This is a genomic window from Pedobacter psychroterrae (assembly GCF_004331695.1).
Classification (GTDB): Bacteria; Bacteroidota; Bacteroidia; order Sphingobacteriales; family Sphingobacteriaceae; genus Pedobacter; species Pedobacter psychroterrae.
This window is the reverse complement of the sequence record NZ_SJSL01000002.1, coordinates 889,101-909,822: the sequence shown is the minus strand read 5'-3', so window position 1 is coordinate 909,822 and position 20,722 is coordinate 889,101. Positions and strand designations below refer to the sequence as shown.

Sequence of the window (20,722 nt, the reverse complement as noted above, 5' to 3'; positions counted from 1 at the left end):
CGCTAAGGAGAAAAATGACGGTCAAAAAAAGGAAATGTTCCAGTAAGCTAAAGCTTCTTAAAGGTAGGGTTTAATTCTTAAACTGGTGGTGAATCAGGTTCTTTCTTAAAGATCAGTAATGGAATTGTTAGTTCTTCCGCGAGCTTTTGGGTCAGACTGCCCTTTATTAATCTGTCAAAGAAACCTTGGGGATGGTGAACCATAACCAGCAAGTCCATATCTCCATGAACCATTAGCCACTCCAGCCCTTGCTTTTCCTTTACATTTTCAATGGCCTTGTAATGAATCAGGGGGTAATCATTCTCACAGGAAATGTTCAGCATGAGTTTTTGAACAGATTTAGCGTCCTGGCTATTCACACTATCCTTGTAAACATGTGTGATAAAAATTTCCGCCTGGAGTGAGGCCGCCAGCACAACGAGCATTCTGACAAATTTCAAATCCTGGTCAGGATCTATAAAGTCCATAGCGAAGTATATCTTTTTTATCGGAGTTATTTTTGCTGCCGGTGGGATAATAAAAAGCGGGGGGCCTATGTCATCGATCAAAATCCTGCTGTGATTCCCCAGCATGAGCCCGCTTAATCCTGCATGCCCATGTGCAGCCATCAATATATAGTCAATCTGGTTCTCTGCGGATACATTCTCTACAAGATCCTGTAAAACTCCGGTAAAGCTATTCACAATGATGGCGGGATTAACTCCATCCGGTTCATCTGATTTTTGTAGCTGGGTTTTTAGCTTTTCTAGCGCTTGCTCACTTTCTCTTAAAAGAACATCAGATTCTTCCAGTGGCCAAACTAAAAGACCCGACTGAGGAACTTCTGCCGGAACAACAACCACATTGCATAAGGTGACACCCGCCCTCAGTTGCCTGGCCAGGCTATAGGCATAGCGTGCCGCATGCGCTGCAGACTTAGAGAAATCGGTGAGTACCAGTAAGTTTTTCATATCCCTTCCATTGAGCTGATAAAGTTGGGTATTGGTCTTTATAAATTCCTTGAGCAGCATCACATTTCAAGATGTTTTTCGTCATCAGCCCAGCTGACGCTAATCAGTAATTTGCATCCCATTACTTCATCACTTATTAATATGAGACAGAAAGAAAAAATAAAAGTTCTAAATCCCATTGTTGAAATGGATGGCGATGAAATGACGCGTGTCATCTGGAGGTTCATCAAAGACAAACTGATTCTTCCTTATCTTACACTGGACATCAAGTATTATGATCTAGGAATATCACACCGGGACCTGACTGCAGATCAGGTAACTATCGATGCTGCAGAAGCAATTAAGAAATATCATGTTGGCATAAAGTGCGCAACCATTACGCCAGATGAACAGCGCGTGAAAGAATTCAATCTCCTGCAAATGTGGAAATCACCAAATGGAACCATACGCAATATTCTGGATGGCACTGTTTTTCGAGAACCCATTCTGATTCATAATATACCACGGCTTGTCCCAAACTGGACTGCCCCGATTTGTATCGGCCGACATGCTTTCGGAGACCAATATAAGGCTACTGACATGATAATCAAGGGAAAAGGCAGGCTTATGCTAACTTTCAGTCCTGATTACGGGGGACCGGTTCAGTCATTTGAGGTCTATGACTTCAAAGGTGATGGGGTGGCAATGGCTATGTACAATACCGATGAAAGCATTCGTGGTTTCGCTCATGCTTGTTTTAACCAGGCACTAATAAAAAAATGGCCGCTGTATTTGTCCACAAAAAATACCATTCTTAAAAAGTATGATGGCCGCTTCAAAGACATCTTCCAGGAAATATTTGAAAGTGACTTCAAGACTAAATTTATGGAAGCCGGGATTACCTACGAGCATCGCCTGATAGATGATATGGTTGCTTCCGCATTAAAATGGAACGGCAATTTTGTCTGGGCCTGTAAAAACTATGACGGTGATGTGCAGTCTGACACCATAGCCCAGGGTTTCGGTTCATTAGGCCTGATGACATCTGTGCTGATTACCCCTGACGGAGAAACGATGGAAGCTGAGGCCGCCCATGGCACAGTAACCCGCCATTACCGTGACCATCAGGCGGGAAAGCCAACCTCAACAAATCCGATTGCTTCTATCTTCGCCTGGACAAGAGGCCTGGCGTTCCGCGGCGTATTGGACGGCAATCAGGAGCTGATCAGTTTCTGTCATGCTTTAGAACAGGTATGCGTGGAAACGGTTGAAAACGGAAAAATGACTAAAGATCTGGCTGTTTGCATCCATGGGAATAGGGTGGAGCATGGGAAACACTATTTATATACGGAAGAATTCCTGGCCGCGCTGGATGAGAATCTCCAGCACAGACTCAATAGTTCTTTTTACTGCGATGAACCAGATGCGTATAATACCGTTTAACATGCAAACGAAAAACGTCAAAAAACAGGGTGAAACACAACATAAAACATGGAAGTAAAAATGCCCTGAAGCTTAACTGACTAAATGCGTAAGCACCTGATAGGGCGCCCAGCATAAAAAAGATGATGATCGATACACGCAATTTGATTTTAGAGTGCAGCTCCTGTTGTCCGGCCTGATCCCCTGTTTTTAATTGGGCGAGCTCGATTCCCAGGTCCGTGAAAGTACCGGTCAAATGGGTCGTCCTTACAACCGAGCCAGATATAACAGAAACCAATGCATTCTGCAAGCCCATGGCAAAAAGAAGGCTGCCAATGAAAAAACCCTTGGGGAAAACCTGGTTATTCCCGCTGTCGTAAAAGGCACAAAAGATCAAAATACCCAGCTCCAGAAGGATGGGAATGGCAAAAGAAAAGCGCGCATGGTGACCTATCCTGGTAATGATCAAACTTGAACATAATGCGCCGGCAAGAAATAAGAGCATCCAGATGGCAACTGTTCCCGCATCAGCCCAATCCTGCTGGGCAATTCGCTCGGCAAATAACGCGGCGTGACCGGTTACATTAGTGGTGAGGGTAGAAAAACCTAAAAACCCTGCGGCATTTACAAAGCCGGCAGTTAAACACAATAAAACTGCCAGCCTGAGGTTATGCGCATAGGTTCTTTTAGTCCCAAAATGTCTAAGCATTTCCCCTCCTTTTTAAAATGGATCCGTCAGTTCACTGACCCTGATCAATTTTTTATTCACAAACTCCTGTATGCCAAGACTGGACAATTCCCTTCCATATCCAGACCCTTTTGTTCCGCCAAAAGGTAAGTCCGGCTGCGTCCAGGTCGGATGGTTGATAAATACCATGCCTGTGTCAATCTTTTCAGCCAGGCGTTTTCCGCGTTCGATATCATTGGTGAATATACTTCCACCCAAACCAAAAGGGGAGTCATTGGCCAGGTCAATTGCCTCCTGTTCGCTCTTTACTCTGTAAAACGAGGCCACGGGGCCGAATAACTCTTCATGATAAGCAGCCATTCCCGGTTTAATGTCACCTAAAATGGTAGCCTCAATAAATGCTCCTTTTCGGTCAATTAGTTTACCCCCTAACAACACCTTTGCGCCAGCCCTTACCGTACGCTGTACCTGTTCGATCAACTGTATAACTGCTCCTTCTGAGCTCAAAGGTCCTAATTCAGTCGCCTCATCCATTGGGTCTCCAACTTTAAGGTCGCTCAGTTTAGCCTTGAACTTGTCCAAAAACTCGTCCGCAACTGCTTCCAGTACAATGATCCGCTTAGCGGCTACACAACATTGTCCCGTATTGTTCATCCTTCCGACCACAGCCCAATCAACGGCTTTATCAATATCCGCGTCTTCCAAAACAATGAAGGCGTCGCTTCCCCCAAGTTCAAGCACTGACTTTTTCAAATGTTTCCCGGCAGCAGCGGCAATACTTGCGCCCGCGGTTTCACTCCCGGTAAGGGCGACACCTTTAATTCTGGGATCGGCTATGACCTGTTCTATGCGGCTTCCGCTGACAAATAAATTGGTATATAGACCCTTTGGTGCCCCGGCCTGTACAAACAGCTCCTGAATGGCCAGTGCACACTGAGGAACATTTGAAGCATGCTTAACCAGCACCACATTGCCTGCCATAATGTTAGGCGCAGCAAAACGGGCAACCTGGTAAAAAGGAAAATTCCAGGGCTCAACCCCAAGCAGTACACCAATTGGGGTACTCTTGATGTAAGCTTCGCCAAATTCAGTTTCCAGCTTTTGGTCGCTCAGGAACGATTCCCCATTTGTGGCGTAATAATCAATAATATCGGCGCTGAGTGCAATCTCTGCGTAGCTTTGAGCAAGTAATTTGCCCATCTCCAGCGTGATCAGTTTAGCGAGCTCGTCTGTTTGCTTCCGCATTAACTTCGCAATACCATGTAAAAGATCTGCCCGGCGAGGAAAACTGGTTTTACGCCAGCTCTGAAAAGTTTCATCAGCGATAGAAATTTCTACCGCTACTACCTCCGGAGACATTTCCTGAAAACTTTTAATAAGCTCATTACTAAAAGGATTAATGGTTTGTATTGCCATAATATTTGTTATTTATTTAAACTTTGTAACCGTCCTTAGTGAACGGCATCATTTTCCAGAACAGCTTTATTTCGCTGATACTCCTTAAGATCAATCGCGCCCCTGGCAAATCTTTTCTGCAAAATATCCAGTGGCCGCTCTTTCTTATTCCGCTGTCCGGGAATATCATAAGGCACTAAAAATATCCACACCAATATGACTACCCAGATGAACCACCATATGATGTCCATTCCAAAAAAATGATTTGTATAAAACATGATTTATTTATTTTGTTATTTTAATTCAACCTAAAATGAGGATTATTTCAGCCCATTACACTTTTAGCCAGTAGGATGTCCATTTGCTCACTAATCCAATTTGACAACAGATCTTCGGAATACCCGCGAAGATTAGTCACCTTTTTGAATACAGACTGCCGTTCAGAGAAACTTTTACGTTCCCATTTACTAAACTTCTCATCAGACTGGATCATCTGGTCCCGATAAGGAACATTTCCAGGATTCTCAAATAAAGAATTTTCACTTTCACTTAGGTTTGCCATATTGATGATCATTTTATTATTGAGGACTGCATTTGAATACCTCAAGTAGATAAAGCCTAAAGGTCTGTGTAATTACCAGCACCTGAAATGACGGGAATCATCTGTTTAGCAGATACTCATCATCAAATCAACCCAGTCTTACCGGGAAGGGAATTCCCATTTGCTTTTCCCCAAATGATCTTGTACAGTTGTACTAGAATCAGGGGCAGCAAACTTGCCGAAATAGCTACCATCCACGCATCTATAGAAAACACAGACAAATCAAGGGCAAGACGTGTCTGAGGAAATAAGTACACCAAAAAGATCAGCAGGATGCATATCAACAATGCCAGCCACACAAACCTGTTTTTAGTCACCTCGTTTGACCATATCCCAGCATGATTAGAGGACATATTAAACACATGAAAGAGCTGGGCAAAAGCCAGGGTGATGAAAGCAACATTGTTCAGTATATCAGGATCACGGGAAACAAATGAACTGCAATAGAATACAGCTAAAACTACCGAAGCGGTAATCAGCATGGCATACAGCACGATGATGAGCCAGTTTTTATTTGAAATGATAGCTAGCTTAGGGTCTCTTGGTGGCTTTTGCATCACTGTTGGATCCCCCTTTCCCAGCCCCAGCGCCAGTGCAGGAAAGACATCCGTGACCATATTCAGAAAAAGAATCTGCAAAGGAAGTAATATCGTCTGAGGTGCCAGAAAACTTAAAAGTGTCACAATAAAAATTTCACTCAGATTACAGGAAACCAGGTAAATCACAAAGCGTTGTATGTTCTGGAATATTTCTCTGCCATGGGCGACCGCCCTTGCTATCGAAATGAATGAATCGTCCTTGAGCACAATGCTTGCCGCTTCCTTCGCCACCTGGGTACCTCTTAATCCCATCGCAATACCTATGTCTGCCTGTTTGAGCGCTGGCGCATCATTAACCCCATCTCCTGTCATGGCAACCAGATAACCCGCCTTTTGATAGACCTCAACGATCTCCAGTTTTTGTTTAGGTGTGGTCCTTGCAAACACCACTGCCGAAAGGATTCTTTTACGCCATGTTTGGCTGAGTGAACCCATATCAGGCAACTCACCTCCCTTGATCACTTCCTGATCCTGCTGAGTAGCGATTCCGGTTTTCAGCGCAATATTCAATGCGGTCATGGGATGATCTCCGGTAATCATCACCGTTTTAATTCCAGCCGACCGGCAGGTGGAAATGGCATCCTTAACAGCAGGCCTTGCAGGATCTAAAAAGCCAACCATGCCTGCATACACCAGTTTTTCCAAATAGTGCTCTTTTGAAATTCCGGGAGCTTCTCTAAATCCAAAAGCCAGTACACGCAGTCCGTCCGCAGATATCTTTTCAGCAGCCAAAATAATAGCCGCCTTTTGATCAGCGCTTAACGGCAGGGTTTCTTTTCCGGATTGAATTTGTGTACACTTTTCCAGTATGCTTTCCACAGCGCCTTTAGCAGCAACAAAATTCAGATTTTTATGCTGGTTTAGTGTAGCCATCATTTTAGTTTCCGCGCTAAAAGCAGTTTCAGCAATTCTTGGATAGGCAGCGATCAGCTGCGCCGAAGAGGTGCCTGTGGCCTCCGTCAAATGAAGTAACGCCACTTCCACCGGATCTCCAATAGCCTTCTTTCCGCTGTTTTTATCTTCCAGAGACGCATCATTACATAAAGTTCCAACCAGGATCAGCTTTTGCAAATTCTCCTCGCTGCTTTGAGAAGAACCGCTAAGGTATTTCAATACTCCTTGCTCAATGCTCACCCGCAAAATTTCATCCGGAAAGCCAAGTAGCTCCACATAGATCTTATTCTCGGTTAATGTCCCGGTTTTATCGGTTAAAATCACGTTTACCCCGCCAAGAGTTTCTACCGCAGAGAGCTTTTTTACAATAACGTTTTTCCGGGCCATAAGCAGCATACCATAAGCCAGAGCAACGGTAGCAACAATAGGCAGGCCTTCGGGGAAAGCTGCGACCGCCAGGGCAATTGAAGTTTCCAGGATGACTAACCAGGATTTTCCTTCCAGCACCGCCGAAAGCGAAAATAGCCCGGTCATGATCAAAGTGATCCAAATCAACTTTTTAGTTAATTGATTAATTTTTAGATCCAGTGGCGTAGTGGTAACCTGAGCGTGATCCACCAATGAGGTAATTTTCCCCAGCTCCGTATTTTCAGCAGTAGCGGTAACCATTACTTTAGCATTGCCGTTCATTACAGCAGTTCCTTTGAATACCATATTGATCCTATCCGCCAGTACTGCCTCTCCTGAGATAGCTTCGAGCTGCTTCATAACAGGAAAAGATTCGCCGGTAAGGGCAGATTCATCGCATTGTAATTGATTGAACTGAACGATCCGCCCATCGGCAGCGATCATATCCCCGGCCTCCAGTACCATCAGGTCCCCCGGAACGATTTGTTCCGATGGCAACTCTTTAAGCTTTCCATGCCGGATCACCTTGGAAAAGATCTGGTCCATTTTTTTCAGTGCGCGCATGGAGGTCCGTGCCTGTAGCTCCATAAAAAACCCGATGAGCGCATTTAGTAAAATAACCACCAGGATCGAAATGGCTTCTATGGGATTTCCAAAATACAACGAAGCAGAGGCAGCGGCGAACAACAAATACACAATCGGGCTTTTAAACTGTCCGATAAGCATCATCCATATACTTTTCTTCTTTTGGCTTTGATAAATATTTAACCCAAATTTCAATGCCCGCTCTTCTGCTGCTGCATTTGTAATTCCCGATGTTTGGTCGGTGTCAAGTACCTTGCATACCTCAGCGACGTTTAGCGCGTAGCTGAATTCCAACGGATACGTTATTTCATTTCCCATTTCCAGTTTTTAAATTTCAGGCATGTCCTCCAGGTTGGTTGAGATATATGTATATATAGATTTTCTTTTGATAAACCACTCCTGAGTGGGCTAAATGTAGGCGACTGATCACTCACCGGAAATGACAGCGCCCCCGAAAGATCGTGATGGTGATCATCGGTTTGGATAACAGGTCGAAAAGATTATCCAAACAATGCTGGCTTTAGATTGTATCTTTAAAGCACAGATTGAGATAATCTGTAAATCAATTATTTATGGAAAAAGCTGTTCTGCTTAAAGCGATTATCGATAATGCGATAGACGGTCTGATTACCATAGACGAGTATGGAATAATTGAATCTATAAATCCCTCGGCTTGCAAACTTTTTAAGTACACTGAGCTTGAAGTTTTAGGAAAAAACATCTCTATGCTGATGCCGCAACCTGATCGTGCACATCATGATGGCTATCTTTTCCGGTATAAGAAAACAGGGGAGGCTAGTATCATCGGGATAGGAAGAGAGTTGACAGGCCTGACAAAAAACGGAACCCAGTTTCCATTCAGGCTTGGCGTGAGTGAGGTAAAATACTCAGGGAGAATCATCTATGCAGGCTTTATTCATGATTTGAGCAGGGAAAAAGAAGCCGAATCCAAGTTACAGGACTATGCCTCGATGCTGGAAGAGCAGGTACAGGAACGCACACTTTCCTTAAGAGAAACCGTTGCTGTTTTGGAGCAAACCAAAATAGAGCTGAATCTGTCCCTTGAGCATTTAAGGGATACAGTAGGTGTCCTTGAGCAAACCCAAAGGGAACTCAATCTTTCATTAGACAAAGAAAAAGAACTCGGCAAACTCAAAAGCAGGTTTGTCTCTATCGCCTCTCATGAATTCCGCACCCCGTTAAGCTTGGTCCAGTTGTCAGCATCCTTAATCGAACGTCATGCACTTCCTTACGAAAACCAAAATATTGGAAAACATGTGGTAAAGATAAAAGAGGCAGTATTGAATGTGACGGCTATCCTAAATGACTTTCTTTCCCTGGAAAAGCTGGACAGCGGAAAAACTCAAACCAAGCGGGATACATTTAACCTGGAAAATCTCGCCGGTGAAATTACTGATGAAATGCAAATTGCATTGAAGGGCCGGCAAAAAATAATATATAAACACAGGGGGCCAGGAGTGACCATTCAGCTGGATCAGAATCTTTTAAAAAACTGTATTGTCATACTCATTGATAATGCCATCAAATACTCCGGCGCAGAAAGTGAGATACAGTTTTACACCAAAATCAATGAGAACAATTGCACCATCAGAATTTGCGATAACGGTATTGGAATACCTGCTGATGATCAAAAGCATCTCTTTGAAGCGTTTTTTCGTGCCCATAATACTGGAAAAATATCTGGTAACGGACTAGGCTTGAGTATCCTGTCCCGGTACACTGACCTGATGAAGGGAAAGGTAGACTTTAGGAGCAGAATTAATAAGGGCACGCTTTTCATCCTTACATTTCCTATAATATGAACAAGAAAATACTGATCATAGAAGACAATGATGCCATAAGGGAGAATGTTGTGGAGATCCTTGAAATGGCAAATTACAAAGTCTATGAAGCCGATAACGGAAAAATTGGCGTCGAGATGGCACTAAAGCACCTTCCAGATATCATCTTGTGTGACATTATGATGCCTGAGCTTGATGGCTATGGCGTGTTGCACATGCTGAATAAGTATGCAGAAACCTCTTCAATTCCCTTCATCTTTCTCACGGCAAAGGCGGATCACAGCGATTTGCGTAAAGGAATGGAAATGGGAGCAGATGACTACTTAACCAAACCATTTGACGATATGGAATTGCTCAACGCGATCGATATACGTCTTAGAAAAAAAGCTTACACCGAACTTCAGCAGCAAAATAAAACCAATGAATTCAAGGCGCTCATTTCCAAGGCAGATGGCCTAGCTGAATTTACCAAGCTCATAGAAGGCCACAGAACCCGTGAATTTAGAAAGAACCAGATCATTTATTATGAGTCAGACTTAGGCCGAGGCTTGTATCTAATCATAGAGGGAAAAGTAAAAACCATCAAGTTGTCACAGGACGGACGTGAACTGATGACTGGTATGTATATCGCCGGGGATTACATCGGCATAAATGCGGCTTTGAGTAACAGTCCGTATACTGATACCGCCACAGCTATCGAAGACAGTAAAGTCTGTATGATTCCAATTGAGGAGATGGAAAAAGTCCTGAGTTTATATCCTGATGTTGCCAGAAAATTTATTCATCTGCTATCCAGTGATAACCAGGATAAGGAAGAACAACTGCTTCAGCTGGCTTACGATTCGGTAAGAAAAAAAATGGCCGGAGCCATTCTTCGGTTGTATCATCAGCAAAACATTAAAAATGAGCAATTTTCCATTACAAGGGAAGATTTAGCAGCAATGGCCTGTATGGCAACCGAAACGGTGAGTAGAACCTTGTCCGACTTTAAAGATGAAAAATTGATCGACCGGCAAGGGATCACCATTACAATCCTTGATCTTGAAAGGCTGTCAAAAATGAAAAATTAACCACACCACCCAATACCTGAGTTCCTTCCTGATATGAGCACTTTGTTTTTAATTTTCTTATAATAAAAAATGAACGGGAGCCTTAACTCCCGTTCAGTAATTTAGTCAACCAATGAGTAATCATACTCGATCTCAAGCTCATTGTCTACAAACCAGACTCCCGGCGCATTCCATGCCATTCGTTGTGCTTCGTCTTTTTGGTAGATAGAGTTTACCGTTCCGGTTAAGGTTACCCGGTTTCCCGAAACTTTCACCTGAATGTCCTGGGCATTTATTGACCAGTTACGGTCGATGGCACTTTCAATTTGTTTCTTTTCCACGGCATCATGGATTTCGGATTCAATGGTGATGTTATTGGTCACCCCCTTAACGCCCAAAAGATTTTTAACCGCATTTTTTGCGGCGTCTTTTTGATAATTCCAGTTAATGGTTCCTGTCAGTGTTATCCAACCATCCTCAACTTTAACTGTAATTTTTTCCCCGGGAACCTGCCAGTTCCACTTCAAGGCGTTTAAAACCTCTCTGGCGATTTCTTCATCTTCTTTATGGATAGAACCAAGATACTTAACCTCTATTCTTTCAACTACAGCCTTTACACCAGCAACTTTTTTTGCCGCGTCCTCTGCTTCGGATTTCTTGGCATAACTGTCAACTATGCCGGTTAAGGTAACTATCCCATCATTGGCGATTACACCAATTTCAGCAGCATGTAACAATGGCTCCCATTTTATGGCATCCTGAACGTTTTTTTGCAATGTTTCGTTGTTTTTCATCATAAATGATTTTCATGTGAAATATTTCACACTTCAAAGGTTGCTCTATTTCAATCCAACATCCTTACACATTTATAGAAAACAATTGCACAATTCACATAAAATGGAACTATTTGCATCATCTGCAAACATGATGACCATCATCATAATCGTGACGCTGATCATTTCAAAGACTTAACCAAAATCTGACTTTTGTTCCGGACAGCTTCGGTTGTGAAATTAATCCGAATGGTACTACATATTAAGCACATGGTTAGTAACCGGTGTAAAATGGCGGTTAAAAGAGAACTGGATAAGATTGGTTTAAGCTATCGGAAAATAGATCTTGGCGAAGTGGAAATGCAAATAAGTCCAACACCCCGGCAATGTGAGTTGCTGAGGTGTGCCCTGTTGGCGTCAGGACTCGAATTAATAGCAGATAAAAAGAGTATGCTGATAGAAAAGATAAAGAACATTATCATCGACATGGTACATCATACATCCGAAATGCCGAAGATTAAAAACTCCAATTATATCAGTGACAAAATCCATTATGATTATACTTACCTGGCTAACATTTTCTCTAGGGAAACTGGAACCACCATTGAACACTATATTATTAGACATAAAATAGAAAGGGTAAAAGAGCTAATCATCGATAATGAACTCAGTCTCACTAAGATTTCATTTTTATTAAACTACAGTAGCGTTGCCCATTTATCACGGCAGTTCAAACAGATAACCGGACTGACAGTATCTCGCTACAAGGATGCTACCACTATTAGCCGGATTCCGCTCGAAAACATAGATTAGAAGAGCTATCTTCCGGTATTTATTTGGGTTTGCTTCAACCCTATCCATCGGACTAAGGCAGTTTCTTTCAAAAGACCCAACGACAGCAATTATAAGACGGTTTAATACGATCAGCAACTAAATACTGATCCTTTGGCTCTGATCTAAGTCATTGTCCTTACCTCGATCCTTATCCTTAGTTCTGAAAAAGTCCTTTTCCCGTTTTTGCTCACCCAATCCAGGAAACAATTGTTGAGGATGCCTGGTCATTTCACCAAGCCTTTTTTCAACTGTCTTCCAATTGTAACTGTTCCCCAACATTTGAATAGACTCTTGAAAATCAACATCCTGATGGTAATCCAGGGCTTTTACCAACATGACCGGATTTCTTGATCCATATTTTTCACCAAAGCTTTCAATCATTTCAGCGAGTGTAATTGAGGATGACAAATAAGCAATATCAATAAAATCCTTAAGCCTGGTACCGTTTCCTGAAATGGCATTCAGTTTCATAGCCGCAATATCGGAAGCTGAGGCCATCCTAACACCCTCCACGTTCAAAAGTGGACTTACCAAAGGGTAGTTGTGCGTAATCAGGTCAACTTGAACACCCTCTATATTACCTTTGAGTGTATTCCTAGCCTGATAATTCAACTGAAATTGATATTTTGATTCCAATTCTGCAAGCAGTTGTTCCGCATCAAATGTTTTCTGTGAAAACAGATCGAGGTCTATACTTTTTCTATGACCAATTTGCAAGGCTAATGCGGTACCACCTACAAGAAAAAAGTCTTGTAGTAATTGGTCATTCATTAAAGTTATTAGGAGTTCCAGTGTAGCGTCATTGACTGTTTCTTTTCGTAGCATTTCATTTCATTTAAAGGAATATCGAATTGGTGACTAACAAAGTGCATATCCTTGTCATTTAAATAGGCAATTTTTTTGATAGCCCCTTTAACATCTTCGATACCGTAATAGTTCAAAATAAAGTACCAGTCATCAGGTCTGCCACGTTCGATTACTCTTTGGACAACAATATTGCGCATACCGGCCAGATCAATTTTTTTAGGATCAAACTCCCAAAGTAATTTATCGTCTAACTTGGCATCTGGAAATTGTATATAGTTGTCAAAATACATAAGCAGTAATGTTAATCAAAAATACGCAATTATATCCAAAAGCGCAACTTAAATGGGCTTTAAATGGCTGATGACGGTACTCGTTAGTTATAATCTTTCTACAAACCCGAAGGTTTCCGAGGTGTATCTTGCCATGATTAAATCCTTCTGTTTAGCGGTTTCCAAAACAAAAAGACCTGGCTCGGTGCAAAGCTCATTCTTGTAGACAATCTCTCTCTGCTCTATCTTTTCAGTCTCACCGCTAGAAGCAGAAACATACGGCACTTCACTATCTGTAGTCTCTGCGCATAATTTTTGCATCAATAGGTATAGTGGAGACTTTGGGTGTAGCGAAGGACGCAACTTTTCCCAATCGCTTAGTGGCACTGCTACACTTATTGGACGATCATACCGATCCGTCACAATCATTAAAGCAAGGGGTGAAAAATATTCCTGACTGTTTTCTGGTTGAATGTTCATATTTATTTCCTTTTTTTTAGATTTTGTGCCTTGATTTTTTCATCTGCTGCCTTCAGGTATCCAATTGAATCTTGGGCTATCCGCTTATTAATCTGTTTAACAATTTCCGGATAGTGGCCACGTACCAGGTAGAAATATTGTGCTTCGTCTGCGTTGCGGGCACTTTGCTGCTGTAAAGCAAGATTTCTTGCATTGACTTTTTTTAACTCATTGTCCCTGTTAACCCCAAAATAGATTGATCCAAATGTAGATAAAACACACCCGATGATCAGGAACATTAGGGTTTTTGAACCCCATTCAAAATGGTGGTGATTCTTTACATCGAATACCAACGGTATAGATTTAGCATACTTTTCCATCCTGAGTGCTGTAGCGTTTAACACCTGATAATGATCGCTCTCTAAAAATTGCTGTATTTGCCTATTTAGAAATTTGAATTCATCAGTATAGTCAGGAATATAAATTCTAGGGTATACAGGTTCTTGGTTGTGGCCGTCCTGGGCCTGGGTGATTTGGTTACTCATAATTTATGCTTTAATAAATAATAATTACATGCTATGTCCATAGGATTGCTCATGGGATTTGCCTTTCTTTTTCTTCTTTTTCCGTTTAGGTTGTTCAGGCGTTTGAGCTTTTCCCGGCGTATATACCGGCTCTAACATTATGTCAAGGAATTTTCCAACCGTTGATCCTACTACTTCAAGCATGGTAGAAGCGCTTTCAAACATTCCATTCGATACGTCTTGCACAAGCTCCAGTATCAGCTTATTTGGGTCATGATTAAAAGGCACTCCCGCAGATAAGGTATCGAGCTGTATTCTTTGCTCCAAAGTCCCATTCTTTTGAATGTTTGCATAGGCCATTGTCTCCTTTAATCCACGTTCAAACCCAAACTCTTTGTCAAAAAGATGTTCTCCACACTGTTTGAAGGCCACACGGTCAAACTGCCCTATTTTTTTTGAGTGCTCCACATTTCTGCCTCTGGAGCTGTTCATCGGACTTAGCTTAATCTTATTAGTCAAATCCTTTCTGCTTACAATAACCTGGATGTGGCTTTGATCACCCTGCTTAAGTTCGCCACGCTTTTTTGTGCCGTTCTTAACCTCCTTATCATTGTGGGTATAATACCTGTGGTGTTCTAATTTGGCAAACCAAACCAGATCCTTACTGGTTTTAATTCCCGGTCGGTTAAAGTTGCGTGCATATTCATCCATGACTTTTACAGCATACTTTTTAAACATTTCGGACATGCCCTGTTCACCAAACTTGTCTTCTAGGTGCTTCAATTCTTTCTGACTTGGACTGATATTGACTAGGAAAAATTTAGCATCATCTTTTCCCAGCTTCGCAATATTTTTGTCAATCCGGGTACGCACCTGATACGGTTCATATTGCTGGCCAAGATGGTTGAACCATTGTTCCGGTAATTCCTTCAGATGCAATTTGTTTTCTTTCTCCAAGTAATTCACCAATTGCCCACTGCTTCCTTTGTTATCCGCCGTTTTACTGTCTGTGATATTGATATACATGCTTACAAAAGTTTGATCTGGTTTTGTGTCGTGATTAGTAACTGGTCCTTCTCTTTCCTTGATCCAATGCTCGATATGTTATCACGAGCCATAGCATAGCCATCAAAAATATTCAGGAACGAACGTTTGAGGTTTTCCTTAGTTTTAAGTTGGGCTACGATAGCCTTGTAATGGACTTCCAACTGATATAAATATTGATTCTGCTTATCCATTAACGTAGGTATCACCTCATTCTGCTTTAAAAGTCCATTAAAGCCGTTAATAACTTTTCTTTGAGATTCAGTCATGCGTTCAACTTCACGCTTGGTCGGAATGAGCAGGTCATTTTCCTGGGTCTTGATAAAACCTACATAATCTCTATGCTGTTTGAGCAAGGTGGTTTTCAGCAGGTCATCGTTGATGTCCAGTGGGTCTTTCTTAGTCCGATAAAAATATTCTATCATCTGCAAAAAGACCTGTCGTTTTGCCCTGCCCAATTTCAGAGCTATTTTATCCAGCTTTAATCCTTCGGCCTCTGAATACTTAATTGATCTTAATGTGTCGCTACTCATAACTCATTTTATTTACTGTAAATGTTCCTGCCTATTGATAGGCTTGCCTAATACTTGGTCAGCTTACTAATAGGCTATATATCTGCATAGCTATAGATCTGCATAGCTGTATATAGTTATATTGCACCTTCCATGAGGTGCAAAAATCTTATCCTATTGCGCTTCAGTGCGCCTACAGCACCCCAGGAGGGTGCTTCCAACCCCACTGGCGATAGCGTGGGGCGAGAAAGGTAGGGCTTTGCCCAACCTCCGCTCGCTCCATAACCCCGAAGAGGGTATGGACTTTTTGCATATCGCATAACCCCTCAGAGTAGTATAGAAGGGCTATTTTCGATCCTGTCAGAGTTGTGACAGGTAGTTTATTTTTAATGTGAACACACATATTTATCTGTTTAAAATCTACTTCAACTCATTGGGTCAACAGTTCACTAGCTCATTGGGTCAATAGTTCCTTGGCTCATTGGGTCATCAGTTCACTGGCTCATTGGGTCATCAGCTCATTGGCTCATTGGGTCACTAGGTAATCAGCCTATCAGGTCGCTAGCCTATTGGCTATGTGGCCTATCAGGTTATCAGCCTATCAGCCTACCAGGGTACTAGAATTCTGGCGTGAACTTAAAGCTACTGGCCTAATTAGTTCAATCACTCATTGAAATTATAGATGGGCATCTCCAATCTAAAAATGCAACATGAAATGCCCACCTATATTTTTCATCACCTTAAGTTGTCCTCCATAATTTTTTGAATATCCTCCGACTTGTAGTATAGGATGCCACCCATCTTAGTATACCGTAGTGTACCATTGATCCGAAGATTTTGCAGTGTACCTGGAGAGATACTTAGTAGCTTTTTTACCTCAGAGCTTTTTAGCCAACGCTTACTTTCCCCTTCTGAGGGTTTCAACATTGCTTTAATCTCTGTTAAGAGTTCGGATTTAAAATTCTTCAGATCATCTTTAGTGATCAATTCAATTGCTGTCATACGCACCTTGTTTTAAATTGTTAATACTTGCAAATAGCATTTAATTCTTTCGCTGTCATCTCTACTAGTGATCCATAAATGATCAGCCATTAGCAATTAGGCTTGCGGTAAAATTGTGGAATTGGAAACAGAGAACATGGCAAGTAAAATGGGGACTTCCTGCATTTAGATAATACACTGCCATTTGCCTGTTTCCGAAATTAAGATTACACTAGTTCATATCACCTCCTTCTTTGGTAGGTAATTCAATAGCTGTCATCGGCAATAGGAATTAAAAGGTAAAAAATCGGACGATTTGCCTACACCTTACGGGACGTAGTTTGTGTCAAATCGAAGCATCCACTTCGTTTTGCTCAACAAAAGTAAAATATGTTTTGATAAAAAGCAAATTTGTCAAAACAGTTGGTTATATTTGCTGTGTTATTTGTAAAAAAGTGCATATTAATTTTGATGGGTTTTGATGATATTTGTGCTGATAAGGGATAAGCTTTTTCAAAATTGAGTTGCATTTTCAGCTAAAACGCATCAAAAAAAATGTTTGAAAAAAAATCAAAAAAAATTACATACAAGACCTATTTCAATGATCGTTTGAAGCAGGTATTGTTTCATAGTACCCCCACATACCCATTATACATCCAGATTACTTACGACAGAAAGTCAATTTTTTTCAAAAGTTATTATTTTGATCTGCTGGGAAAACCTCGATTTAGATTGAGGATTCCAGGGATTACAGATAAGATGCCAACGGTGGAACATTGTATAGAACAGGAACACAAGGTTATCGAGTACATTATACAAAAACACCAGGATGATTTTTCGCTAGAACTCTTTAAAGAAGAATATGATATTGTTAGTATTGATTTAATCGCCGAGCTTGAACCTTTATTTTTCAAGTATATGTACACATTCTTTTGGGATGATGGCTATCCGGGCCTGGGAGACCTTTCTTTTCATGGCAGTAGGGATGTCATTGCTTTTAATGCTGTCAGAAGTATGAGACGGGCATTTAAACCAGAACTATATAAGAAATTTATCGAAAATTCTCTTTATTATGCCCCCCCGTATCTTCCCTTATACGAGTATATGGACGAAATCAAACACTGGCCATTAAAAATTCTTACGGTAATGGATCTTCAATTAGAAGGATCTGTTGAGGCATTAAAAAAGCATTTGCTTAGACATTATTCGGAGAAGGATACCATCGAAATTATGGATCAGGTGAGCAAATGGCACACCTATATCTAAGTAATGGCGAAATATATAATACAAAACAATTATACAGTTTAACTAAAAGCCATCGAATACACATTTGGATTTTAAATATCCAATTCGTAAAAAGTACCATTGTGCTTTGCAACATTAATATAAGTCACCGACGCATCACCGTTTCGGATCGTTTCAATTTCCGGCACAACTGTATGACCAACTATCTGATGATAGCCAGCCAACATATCTGTTGACGTTTCCGATTTATCAGCCCAGGTAATCCCCCCTTTACCATAACCATACCTTGCATGTCCGGCAGTATGCAAAAGATACCGCTCACTTCCCTGATCAACCTTATTCAACTGGTCTGCCAGCGTAGGGTATTCTTGCTTCATCTTTTCTAGAAAGGGAAATCTTGCGAAATCTGCATACCAGGCATTTGTGATCCCCGCATGTGTGACGATATAATTGCCCCTTTGGTATGCTACCTGAAAGCAATCTTTATGCCTATTAAGCAATCTAGTTAAATCTTTTTGCATGGTAGGGCGGGTATCCGAACATTGGAACTGCGGAAAGTACTTATAAAACACTTCGTGGTTTCCCAATATTAAAATAACTTTGTCCGGGTGCCGTAGCTTAAACCTTATCAAATCTTGTAGGTTCTTGAATAACTTAAAGTCAGAATAAGTTTTATGATCTGCATAGTCACCCACGAATACGAGCTTTTCATACTTGCGGACATTTATTTCCTTCCAGAAATCTTCGCCATGCAGATCACCTATAAAAATATGTTTCATATAATTCTCTTTACGCCGGTAATCGTTCCCGTAACTGCGCCATATCAAACCCGAGTTTGCTTTCTACCACTTTAGCATAGATTTGAGTAGTGCTAAGTTTTTTATGGCCAAGCATCTTGCTAATTGATTCCATTGGTACACCATTAGTAAGCGTAATGGTAGTAGCAAATGTATGCCTGGCTATGTGGAAAGTCAACGGCTTGGTGATTCCGCAAAGATCGGCAATTTCCTTTAAATAGCTATTAAGTTTCTGGTTGGACATAACAGGGAAAACCTTACCTTTTGCATTTGCTTCTGGATGTTTCCTATATTTTTCAATGATTACCTGAGCTTTAGGCAAAATTGGAACCCTTACCGGAGTATTGGTTTTTTGCCTAGTGGTCTTGATCCAAAAATCACCTTCTCCAACCTCCACGATATGACATGGCTTTAAATTAAACACGTCTATATAAGCAAGTCCGGTGTAGCAACTGAAAATAAACAAGTCTTTAATCACTTCGAGGCGTGGAATGGTAAATTGTTTCTTTTCTAAATTTAGCAATTCAGCCCTGGTCAAACACTCACGCTCTACATTTTCAAATTTCAGCTGGTATGCCTGGAACGGATTTCTTTCAATCCAGTCCAATTTTATTGCGAGATTAACCATCTTGCAGAAACGCTCCAGATGCTTCATAACCCCATTGTTCGCCATAGCTGTTTTCCCCTTCTTATTTTTAAGCTGCCTAAGATAGCTTTCAAAGTCAATGATGAATTTATAGTTTAGCTCTGACAAAAATCTGTCTGTGGTAGCATACCGATCCTTTAAAAAAGATTTAATGTATTTTTGGGTCGTCATATAATTCTTCATTGTACCCCATTCTAAATTGTCCCTTTCTTCACTATTATGGTAGTCGATTAGTTTACAAACGGTGAAATTCTTTTGATCCCCTCCCAAAAAAGTATCTTTAATAAGGTCAGCAGTTATTACCTTTTTCTGTAATAAAAGTTGTTGGTAGCATTCTACAATAGATGATCTATACTTCTCAAGGTAGTTATTCAGCATCACGATCTCCTTTTTACTACCCCTGGCCATTCCCTTTTTAACATTCCAGTTTCCTTCTTCAATTGATCTTTTTACTGAAATATCCAAACGCTTACCATCTACTGTAATTCTTGCATAGATAGGTGTCCTACCATCATTGGCGGTTTTGTATCTTCTTAAATAGAAGATTACGCTAAAAGTGTTGTGCTTCATATTCTTATCATTTAATTTGTTTACTGATCAATCTTTTTGGTTCCGTATTTTTGTGCCCCTTGAATACTAGAGGGCACAAAAAACACTAAAAACAACCAAATTTTAAGCACTTAATTAATTGTAAATCAAATAGTTGAACTGTAATTTGTGCCCTACATTTGTAGATAAAATTTAGGGTACAGTTTGGTTCGCTATCTTTTCTTTTGATACTGTGCCCTATGCCCTTTTTCTAAAAACGGGTACAAAACACATCAAAAACACACAAAATTAAGTACGTAATTAATTGTTAATCAGTTATTTAATTCAAAAAAGTACCCAAATATAAATAATAAAATTGGGGCACCGAATAGGGCACATTTTCTTTGATTTTGATTGATAAGTTATGGCTTAATATAAATGAAAAAAGCCCTTAAATCATTGATTTTAAGGGCTTTTGGTGCCTTTCAGCACTAGCTTGTGTCGGGGTGGCAGGATTCGAACCTACGACCTCCTGCTCCCAAAGCAGGCGCGATACCGGGCTACGCTACACCCCGAACTGGTATCTGTTTTTACTGGTCAAAATTAAAATACCTTTCTAAGTATTTTGTCGGGGTGGCAGGATTCGAACCTACGACCTCCTGCTCCCAAAGCAGGCGCGATACCGGGCTACGCTACACCCCGAACTGGTATCTCTTTTCCCTTTTTCGAAGGGATTGCAAAGTTAGTCTTTAATATCACAAATACTAACTTTAATCCATTTATATTAACAAGTCAATATAAATTCATTCAGCGGAGGAAGAGGGATTCGAACCCTCGGTACCGTTGCCAGTACGACAGTTTAGCAAACTGTTCCTTTCGGCCACTCAGGCATCCCTCCAATATCAAAAGCTCCCTTTTGAGGTTGCAAATA

At 41.1% G+C, this 20,722-nt stretch carries 22 protein-coding genes and 3 tRNA genes; 5 read left to right on the top strand and 20 right to left on the bottom strand.

Annotated elements, in window-relative coordinates; genetic code table 11:
- Positions 1-77: 77 nt before the first annotated feature.
- On the bottom strand, positions 78-1,010 hold the full coding sequence (locus EZ437_RS12265; RefSeq protein ID WP_131596304.1) for a universal stress protein: 933 nt from the start codon (positions 1,008-1,010) through the stop codon (positions 78-80).
- 81 nt (positions 1,011-1,091) lie between these two features.
- Here EZ437_RS12265 and EZ437_RS12260 point away from each other — a divergent pair, with 81 nt between their 5' ends.
- The gene (locus tag EZ437_RS12260; RefSeq protein WP_131596303.1) at positions 1,092-2,372 is read left to right on the top strand and encodes an isocitrate dehydrogenase (NADP(+)); all 1,281 of its coding nucleotides are present in this window, start codon (positions 1,092-1,094) and stop codon (positions 2,370-2,372) included.
- Here EZ437_RS12260 and EZ437_RS12255 read toward each other — a convergent pair.
- The 5 genes from EZ437_RS12255 to EZ437_RS12235 all read right to left on the bottom strand — a co-directional run bounded on the left by EZ437_RS12255 (position 2,323) and on the right by EZ437_RS12235 (position 7,839).
- On the bottom strand, positions 2,323-3,060 hold the full coding sequence (locus EZ437_RS12255; protein ID WP_131596302.1) for a YoaK family protein: 738 nt from the start codon (positions 3,058-3,060) through the stop codon (positions 2,323-2,325). The genes EZ437_RS12260 and EZ437_RS12255 overlap by 50 nt on opposite strands.
- A 12-nt stretch (positions 3,061-3,072) precedes the next feature.
- Positions 3,073-4,455, bottom strand: a complete 1,383-nt coding sequence (locus EZ437_RS12250; RefSeq protein ID WP_131596301.1) for an NAD-dependent succinate-semialdehyde dehydrogenase — start codon at positions 4,453-4,455, stop codon at positions 3,073-3,075.
- A gap of 35 nt (positions 4,456-4,490) precedes the next feature.
- Positions 4,491-4,712, bottom strand: a complete 222-nt coding sequence (locus tag EZ437_RS12245) for an SHOCT domain-containing protein (RefSeq protein WP_205942692.1) — start codon at positions 4,710-4,712, stop codon at positions 4,491-4,493.
- A gap of 47 nt (positions 4,713-4,759) precedes the next feature.
- Positions 4,760-4,996: a hypothetical protein gene (locus EZ437_RS12240; RefSeq protein WP_131596299.1), complete on the bottom strand. Its 237-nt coding sequence runs from the start codon at positions 4,994-4,996 to the stop codon at positions 4,760-4,762.
- 122 nt (positions 4,997-5,118) lie between these two features.
- The gene (locus EZ437_RS12235) at positions 5,119-7,839 is read right to left on the bottom strand and encodes a cation-translocating P-type ATPase (protein WP_131596298.1); all 2,721 of its coding nucleotides are present in this window, start codon (positions 7,837-7,839) and stop codon (positions 5,119-5,121) included.
- Positions 7,840-8,093: 254 nt separating this feature from the next.
- On the opposite strand from EZ437_RS12235, the gene EZ437_RS12230 reads away from it, so the two are divergent.
- Entirely contained in the window at positions 8,094-9,344 is a 1,251-nt protein-coding gene (locus tag EZ437_RS12230; RefSeq protein ID WP_131596297.1) for a PAS domain-containing sensor histidine kinase, read from the top strand.
- Positions 9,341-10,393 (top strand): response regulator, encoded by a 1,053-nt coding sequence (locus tag EZ437_RS12225; protein ID WP_131596296.1) that lies wholly within the window; start codon positions 9,341-9,343, stop codon positions 10,391-10,393. Before EZ437_RS12230 ends, EZ437_RS12225 begins: the two co-directional genes overlap by 4 nt.
- A gap of 101 nt (positions 10,394-10,494) precedes the next feature.
- Here EZ437_RS12225 and EZ437_RS12220 read toward each other — a convergent pair whose 3' ends face one another.
- The gene (locus EZ437_RS12220) at positions 10,495-11,169 is read right to left on the bottom strand and encodes a BON domain-containing protein (protein WP_225869564.1); all 675 of its coding nucleotides are present in this window, start codon (positions 11,167-11,169) and stop codon (positions 10,495-10,497) included.
- Positions 11,170-11,436: 267 nt separating this feature from the next.
- Here EZ437_RS12220 and EZ437_RS12215 point away from each other — a divergent pair, with 267 nt between their 5' ends.
- A complete protein-coding gene (locus EZ437_RS12215) occupies positions 11,437-11,958 on the top strand; it encodes a helix-turn-helix domain-containing protein (RefSeq protein ID WP_225869563.1) in 522 nt (173 codons plus the stop codon).
- 117 nt (positions 11,959-12,075) lie between these two features.
- Here the strand turns inward: EZ437_RS12215 and EZ437_RS12210 are convergent, their stop codons facing one another.
- The 8 genes from EZ437_RS12210 to EZ437_RS12175 all read right to left on the bottom strand — a co-directional run bounded on the left by EZ437_RS12210 (position 12,076) and on the right by EZ437_RS12175 (position 16,596).
- Positions 12,076-12,804 (bottom strand): nucleotidyl transferase AbiEii/AbiGii toxin family protein, encoded by a 729-nt coding sequence (locus tag EZ437_RS12210; RefSeq protein WP_131596294.1) that lies wholly within the window; start codon positions 12,802-12,804, stop codon positions 12,076-12,078.
- Positions 12,759-13,076 (bottom strand): DUF6922 domain-containing protein, encoded by a 318-nt coding sequence (locus tag EZ437_RS12205; protein ID WP_131596293.1) that lies wholly within the window; start codon positions 13,074-13,076, stop codon positions 12,759-12,761. Before EZ437_RS12205 ends, EZ437_RS12210 begins: the two co-directional genes overlap by 46 nt.
- Before the next feature lie 87 nt (positions 13,077-13,163).
- Positions 13,164-13,535 carry a hypothetical protein gene (locus EZ437_RS12200; protein WP_131596292.1) on the bottom strand — a complete coding sequence of 124 codons (372 nt, stop codon included), beginning with the start codon at positions 13,533-13,535 and terminating at the stop codon, positions 13,164-13,166.
- Between the two features lie 2 nt (positions 13,536-13,537).
- Complete coding sequence (locus EZ437_RS12195) at positions 13,538-14,059, bottom strand: hypothetical protein (protein WP_131596291.1); 522 nt, start codon at positions 14,057-14,059, stop codon at positions 13,538-13,540.
- 24 nt (positions 14,060-14,083) lie between these two features.
- Complete coding sequence (locus EZ437_RS12190; RefSeq protein ID WP_131596290.1) at positions 14,084-15,064, bottom strand: DUF5712 family protein; 981 nt, start codon at positions 15,062-15,064, stop codon at positions 14,084-14,086.
- Positions 15,065-15,066: 2 nt separating this feature from the next.
- Complete coding sequence (locus EZ437_RS12185; protein ID WP_131596289.1) at positions 15,067-15,615, bottom strand: BfmA/BtgA family mobilization protein; 549 nt, start codon at positions 15,613-15,615, stop codon at positions 15,067-15,069.
- 116 nt (positions 15,616-15,731) lie between these two features.
- Positions 15,732-15,914 (bottom strand): hypothetical protein, encoded by a 183-nt coding sequence (locus EZ437_RS12180; protein ID WP_131596288.1) that lies wholly within the window; start codon positions 15,912-15,914, stop codon positions 15,732-15,734.
- A 415-nt stretch (positions 15,915-16,329) separates the two neighbouring features.
- The gene (locus tag EZ437_RS12175) at positions 16,330-16,596 is read right to left on the bottom strand and encodes a helix-turn-helix domain-containing protein (RefSeq protein WP_131596287.1); all 267 of its coding nucleotides are present in this window, start codon (positions 16,594-16,596) and stop codon (positions 16,330-16,332) included.
- A 534-nt stretch (positions 16,597-17,130) separates the two neighbouring features.
- Between EZ437_RS12175 and EZ437_RS12170 the strand changes: the two genes are divergently transcribed.
- A complete protein-coding gene (locus EZ437_RS12170) occupies positions 17,131-17,841 on the top strand; it encodes a hypothetical protein (protein WP_131596286.1) in 711 nt (236 codons plus the stop codon).
- A 71-nt stretch (positions 17,842-17,912) separates the two neighbouring features.
- On the opposite strand, the gene EZ437_RS12165 is transcribed toward EZ437_RS12170, so the two are convergent.
- The 5 genes from EZ437_RS12165 to EZ437_RS12145 form a co-directional block, all read right to left on the bottom strand.
- Entirely contained in the window at positions 17,913-18,599 is a 687-nt protein-coding gene (locus EZ437_RS12165) for a metallophosphoesterase (protein ID WP_131596285.1), read from the bottom strand.
- Positions 18,600-18,609: 10 nt separating this feature from the next.
- Positions 18,610-19,833, bottom strand: coding sequence for a site-specific integrase (locus tag EZ437_RS12160; RefSeq protein WP_131596284.1), 1,224 nt, complete (start codon positions 19,831-19,833; stop codon positions 18,610-18,612).
- A gap of 459 nt (positions 19,834-20,292) precedes the next feature.
- Positions 20,293-20,366: transfer RNA gene (locus EZ437_RS12155), tRNA-Pro, on the bottom strand.
- A 53-nt stretch (positions 20,367-20,419) separates the two neighbouring features.
- Positions 20,420-20,493, bottom strand: a tRNA-Pro gene (locus EZ437_RS12150).
- 109 nt (positions 20,494-20,602) lie between these two features.
- Positions 20,603-20,689: transfer RNA gene (locus tag EZ437_RS12145), tRNA-Ser, on the bottom strand.
- Between the last annotated feature and the right edge of the window lie 33 nt (positions 20,690-20,722).

Excerpts from the sequence above, each read along its gene's own strand:
- EZ437_RS12265 (WP_131596304.1), bottom strand. The coding sequence starts at position 1,010 with ATGCTGCTCAAGGAATTTATAAAGACCAATACCCAACTTTATCAGCTC.
- EZ437_RS12260 (WP_131596303.1), top strand. The coding sequence starts at position 1,092 with ATGAGACAGAAAGAAAAAATAAAAGTTCTAAATCCCATTGTTGAAATG.
- EZ437_RS12255 (WP_131596302.1), bottom strand. The coding sequence starts at position 3,060 with ATGCTTAGACATTTTGGGACTAAAAGAACCTATGCGCATAACCTCAGG.
- EZ437_RS12250 (WP_131596301.1), bottom strand. The coding sequence starts at position 4,455 with ATGGCAATACAAACCATTAATCCTTTTAGTAATGAGCTTATTAAAAGT.
- EZ437_RS12245 (WP_205942692.1), bottom strand. The coding sequence starts at position 4,712 with ATGTTTTATACAAATCATTTTTTTGGAATGGACATCATATGGTGGTTC.
- EZ437_RS12240 (WP_131596299.1), bottom strand. The coding sequence starts at position 4,996 with ATGGCAAACCTAAGTGAAAGTGAAAATTCTTTATTTGAGAATCCTGGA.
- EZ437_RS12235 (WP_131596298.1), bottom strand. The coding sequence starts at position 7,839 with ATGGGAAATGAAATAACGTATCCGTTGGAATTCAGCTACGCGCTAAAC.
- EZ437_RS12230 (WP_131596297.1), top strand. The coding sequence starts at position 8,094 with ATGGAAAAAGCTGTTCTGCTTAAAGCGATTATCGATAATGCGATAGAC.
- EZ437_RS12225 (WP_131596296.1), top strand. The coding sequence starts at position 9,341 with ATGAACAAGAAAATACTGATCATAGAAGACAATGATGCCATAAGGGAG.
- EZ437_RS12220 (WP_225869564.1), bottom strand. The coding sequence starts at position 11,169 with ATGATGAAAAACAACGAAACATTGCAAAAAAACGTTCAGGATGCCATA.
- EZ437_RS12215 (WP_225869563.1), top strand. The coding sequence starts at position 11,437 with ATGGCGGTTAAAAGAGAACTGGATAAGATTGGTTTAAGCTATCGGAAA.
- EZ437_RS12210 (WP_131596294.1), bottom strand. The coding sequence starts at position 12,804 with ATGCTACGAAAAGAAACAGTCAATGACGCTACACTGGAACTCCTAATA.
- EZ437_RS12205 (WP_131596293.1), bottom strand. The coding sequence starts at position 13,076 with ATGTATTTTGACAACTATATACAATTTCCAGATGCCAAGTTAGACGAT.
- EZ437_RS12200 (WP_131596292.1), bottom strand. The coding sequence starts at position 13,535 with ATGAACATTCAACCAGAAAACAGTCAGGAATATTTTTCACCCCTTGCT.
- EZ437_RS12195 (WP_131596291.1), bottom strand. The coding sequence starts at position 14,059 with ATGAGTAACCAAATCACCCAGGCCCAGGACGGCCACAACCAAGAACCT.
- EZ437_RS12190 (WP_131596290.1), bottom strand. The coding sequence starts at position 15,064 with ATGTATATCAATATCACAGACAGTAAAACGGCGGATAACAAAGGAAGC.
- EZ437_RS12185 (WP_131596289.1), bottom strand. The coding sequence starts at position 15,615 with ATGAGTAGCGACACATTAAGATCAATTAAGTATTCAGAGGCCGAAGGA.
- EZ437_RS12180 (WP_131596288.1), bottom strand. The coding sequence starts at position 15,914 with ATGCGATATGCAAAAAGTCCATACCCTCTTCGGGGTTATGGAGCGAGC.
- EZ437_RS12175 (WP_131596287.1), bottom strand. The coding sequence starts at position 16,596 with ATGACAGCAATTGAATTGATCACTAAAGATGATCTGAAGAATTTTAAA.
- EZ437_RS12170 (WP_131596286.1), top strand. The coding sequence starts at position 17,131 with ATGTTTGAAAAAAAATCAAAAAAAATTACATACAAGACCTATTTCAAT.
- EZ437_RS12165 (WP_131596285.1), bottom strand. The coding sequence starts at position 18,599 with ATGAAACATATTTTTATAGGTGATCTGCATGGCGAAGATTTCTGGAAG.
- EZ437_RS12160 (WP_131596284.1), bottom strand. The coding sequence starts at position 19,833 with ATGAAGCACAACACTTTTAGCGTAATCTTCTATTTAAGAAGATACAAA.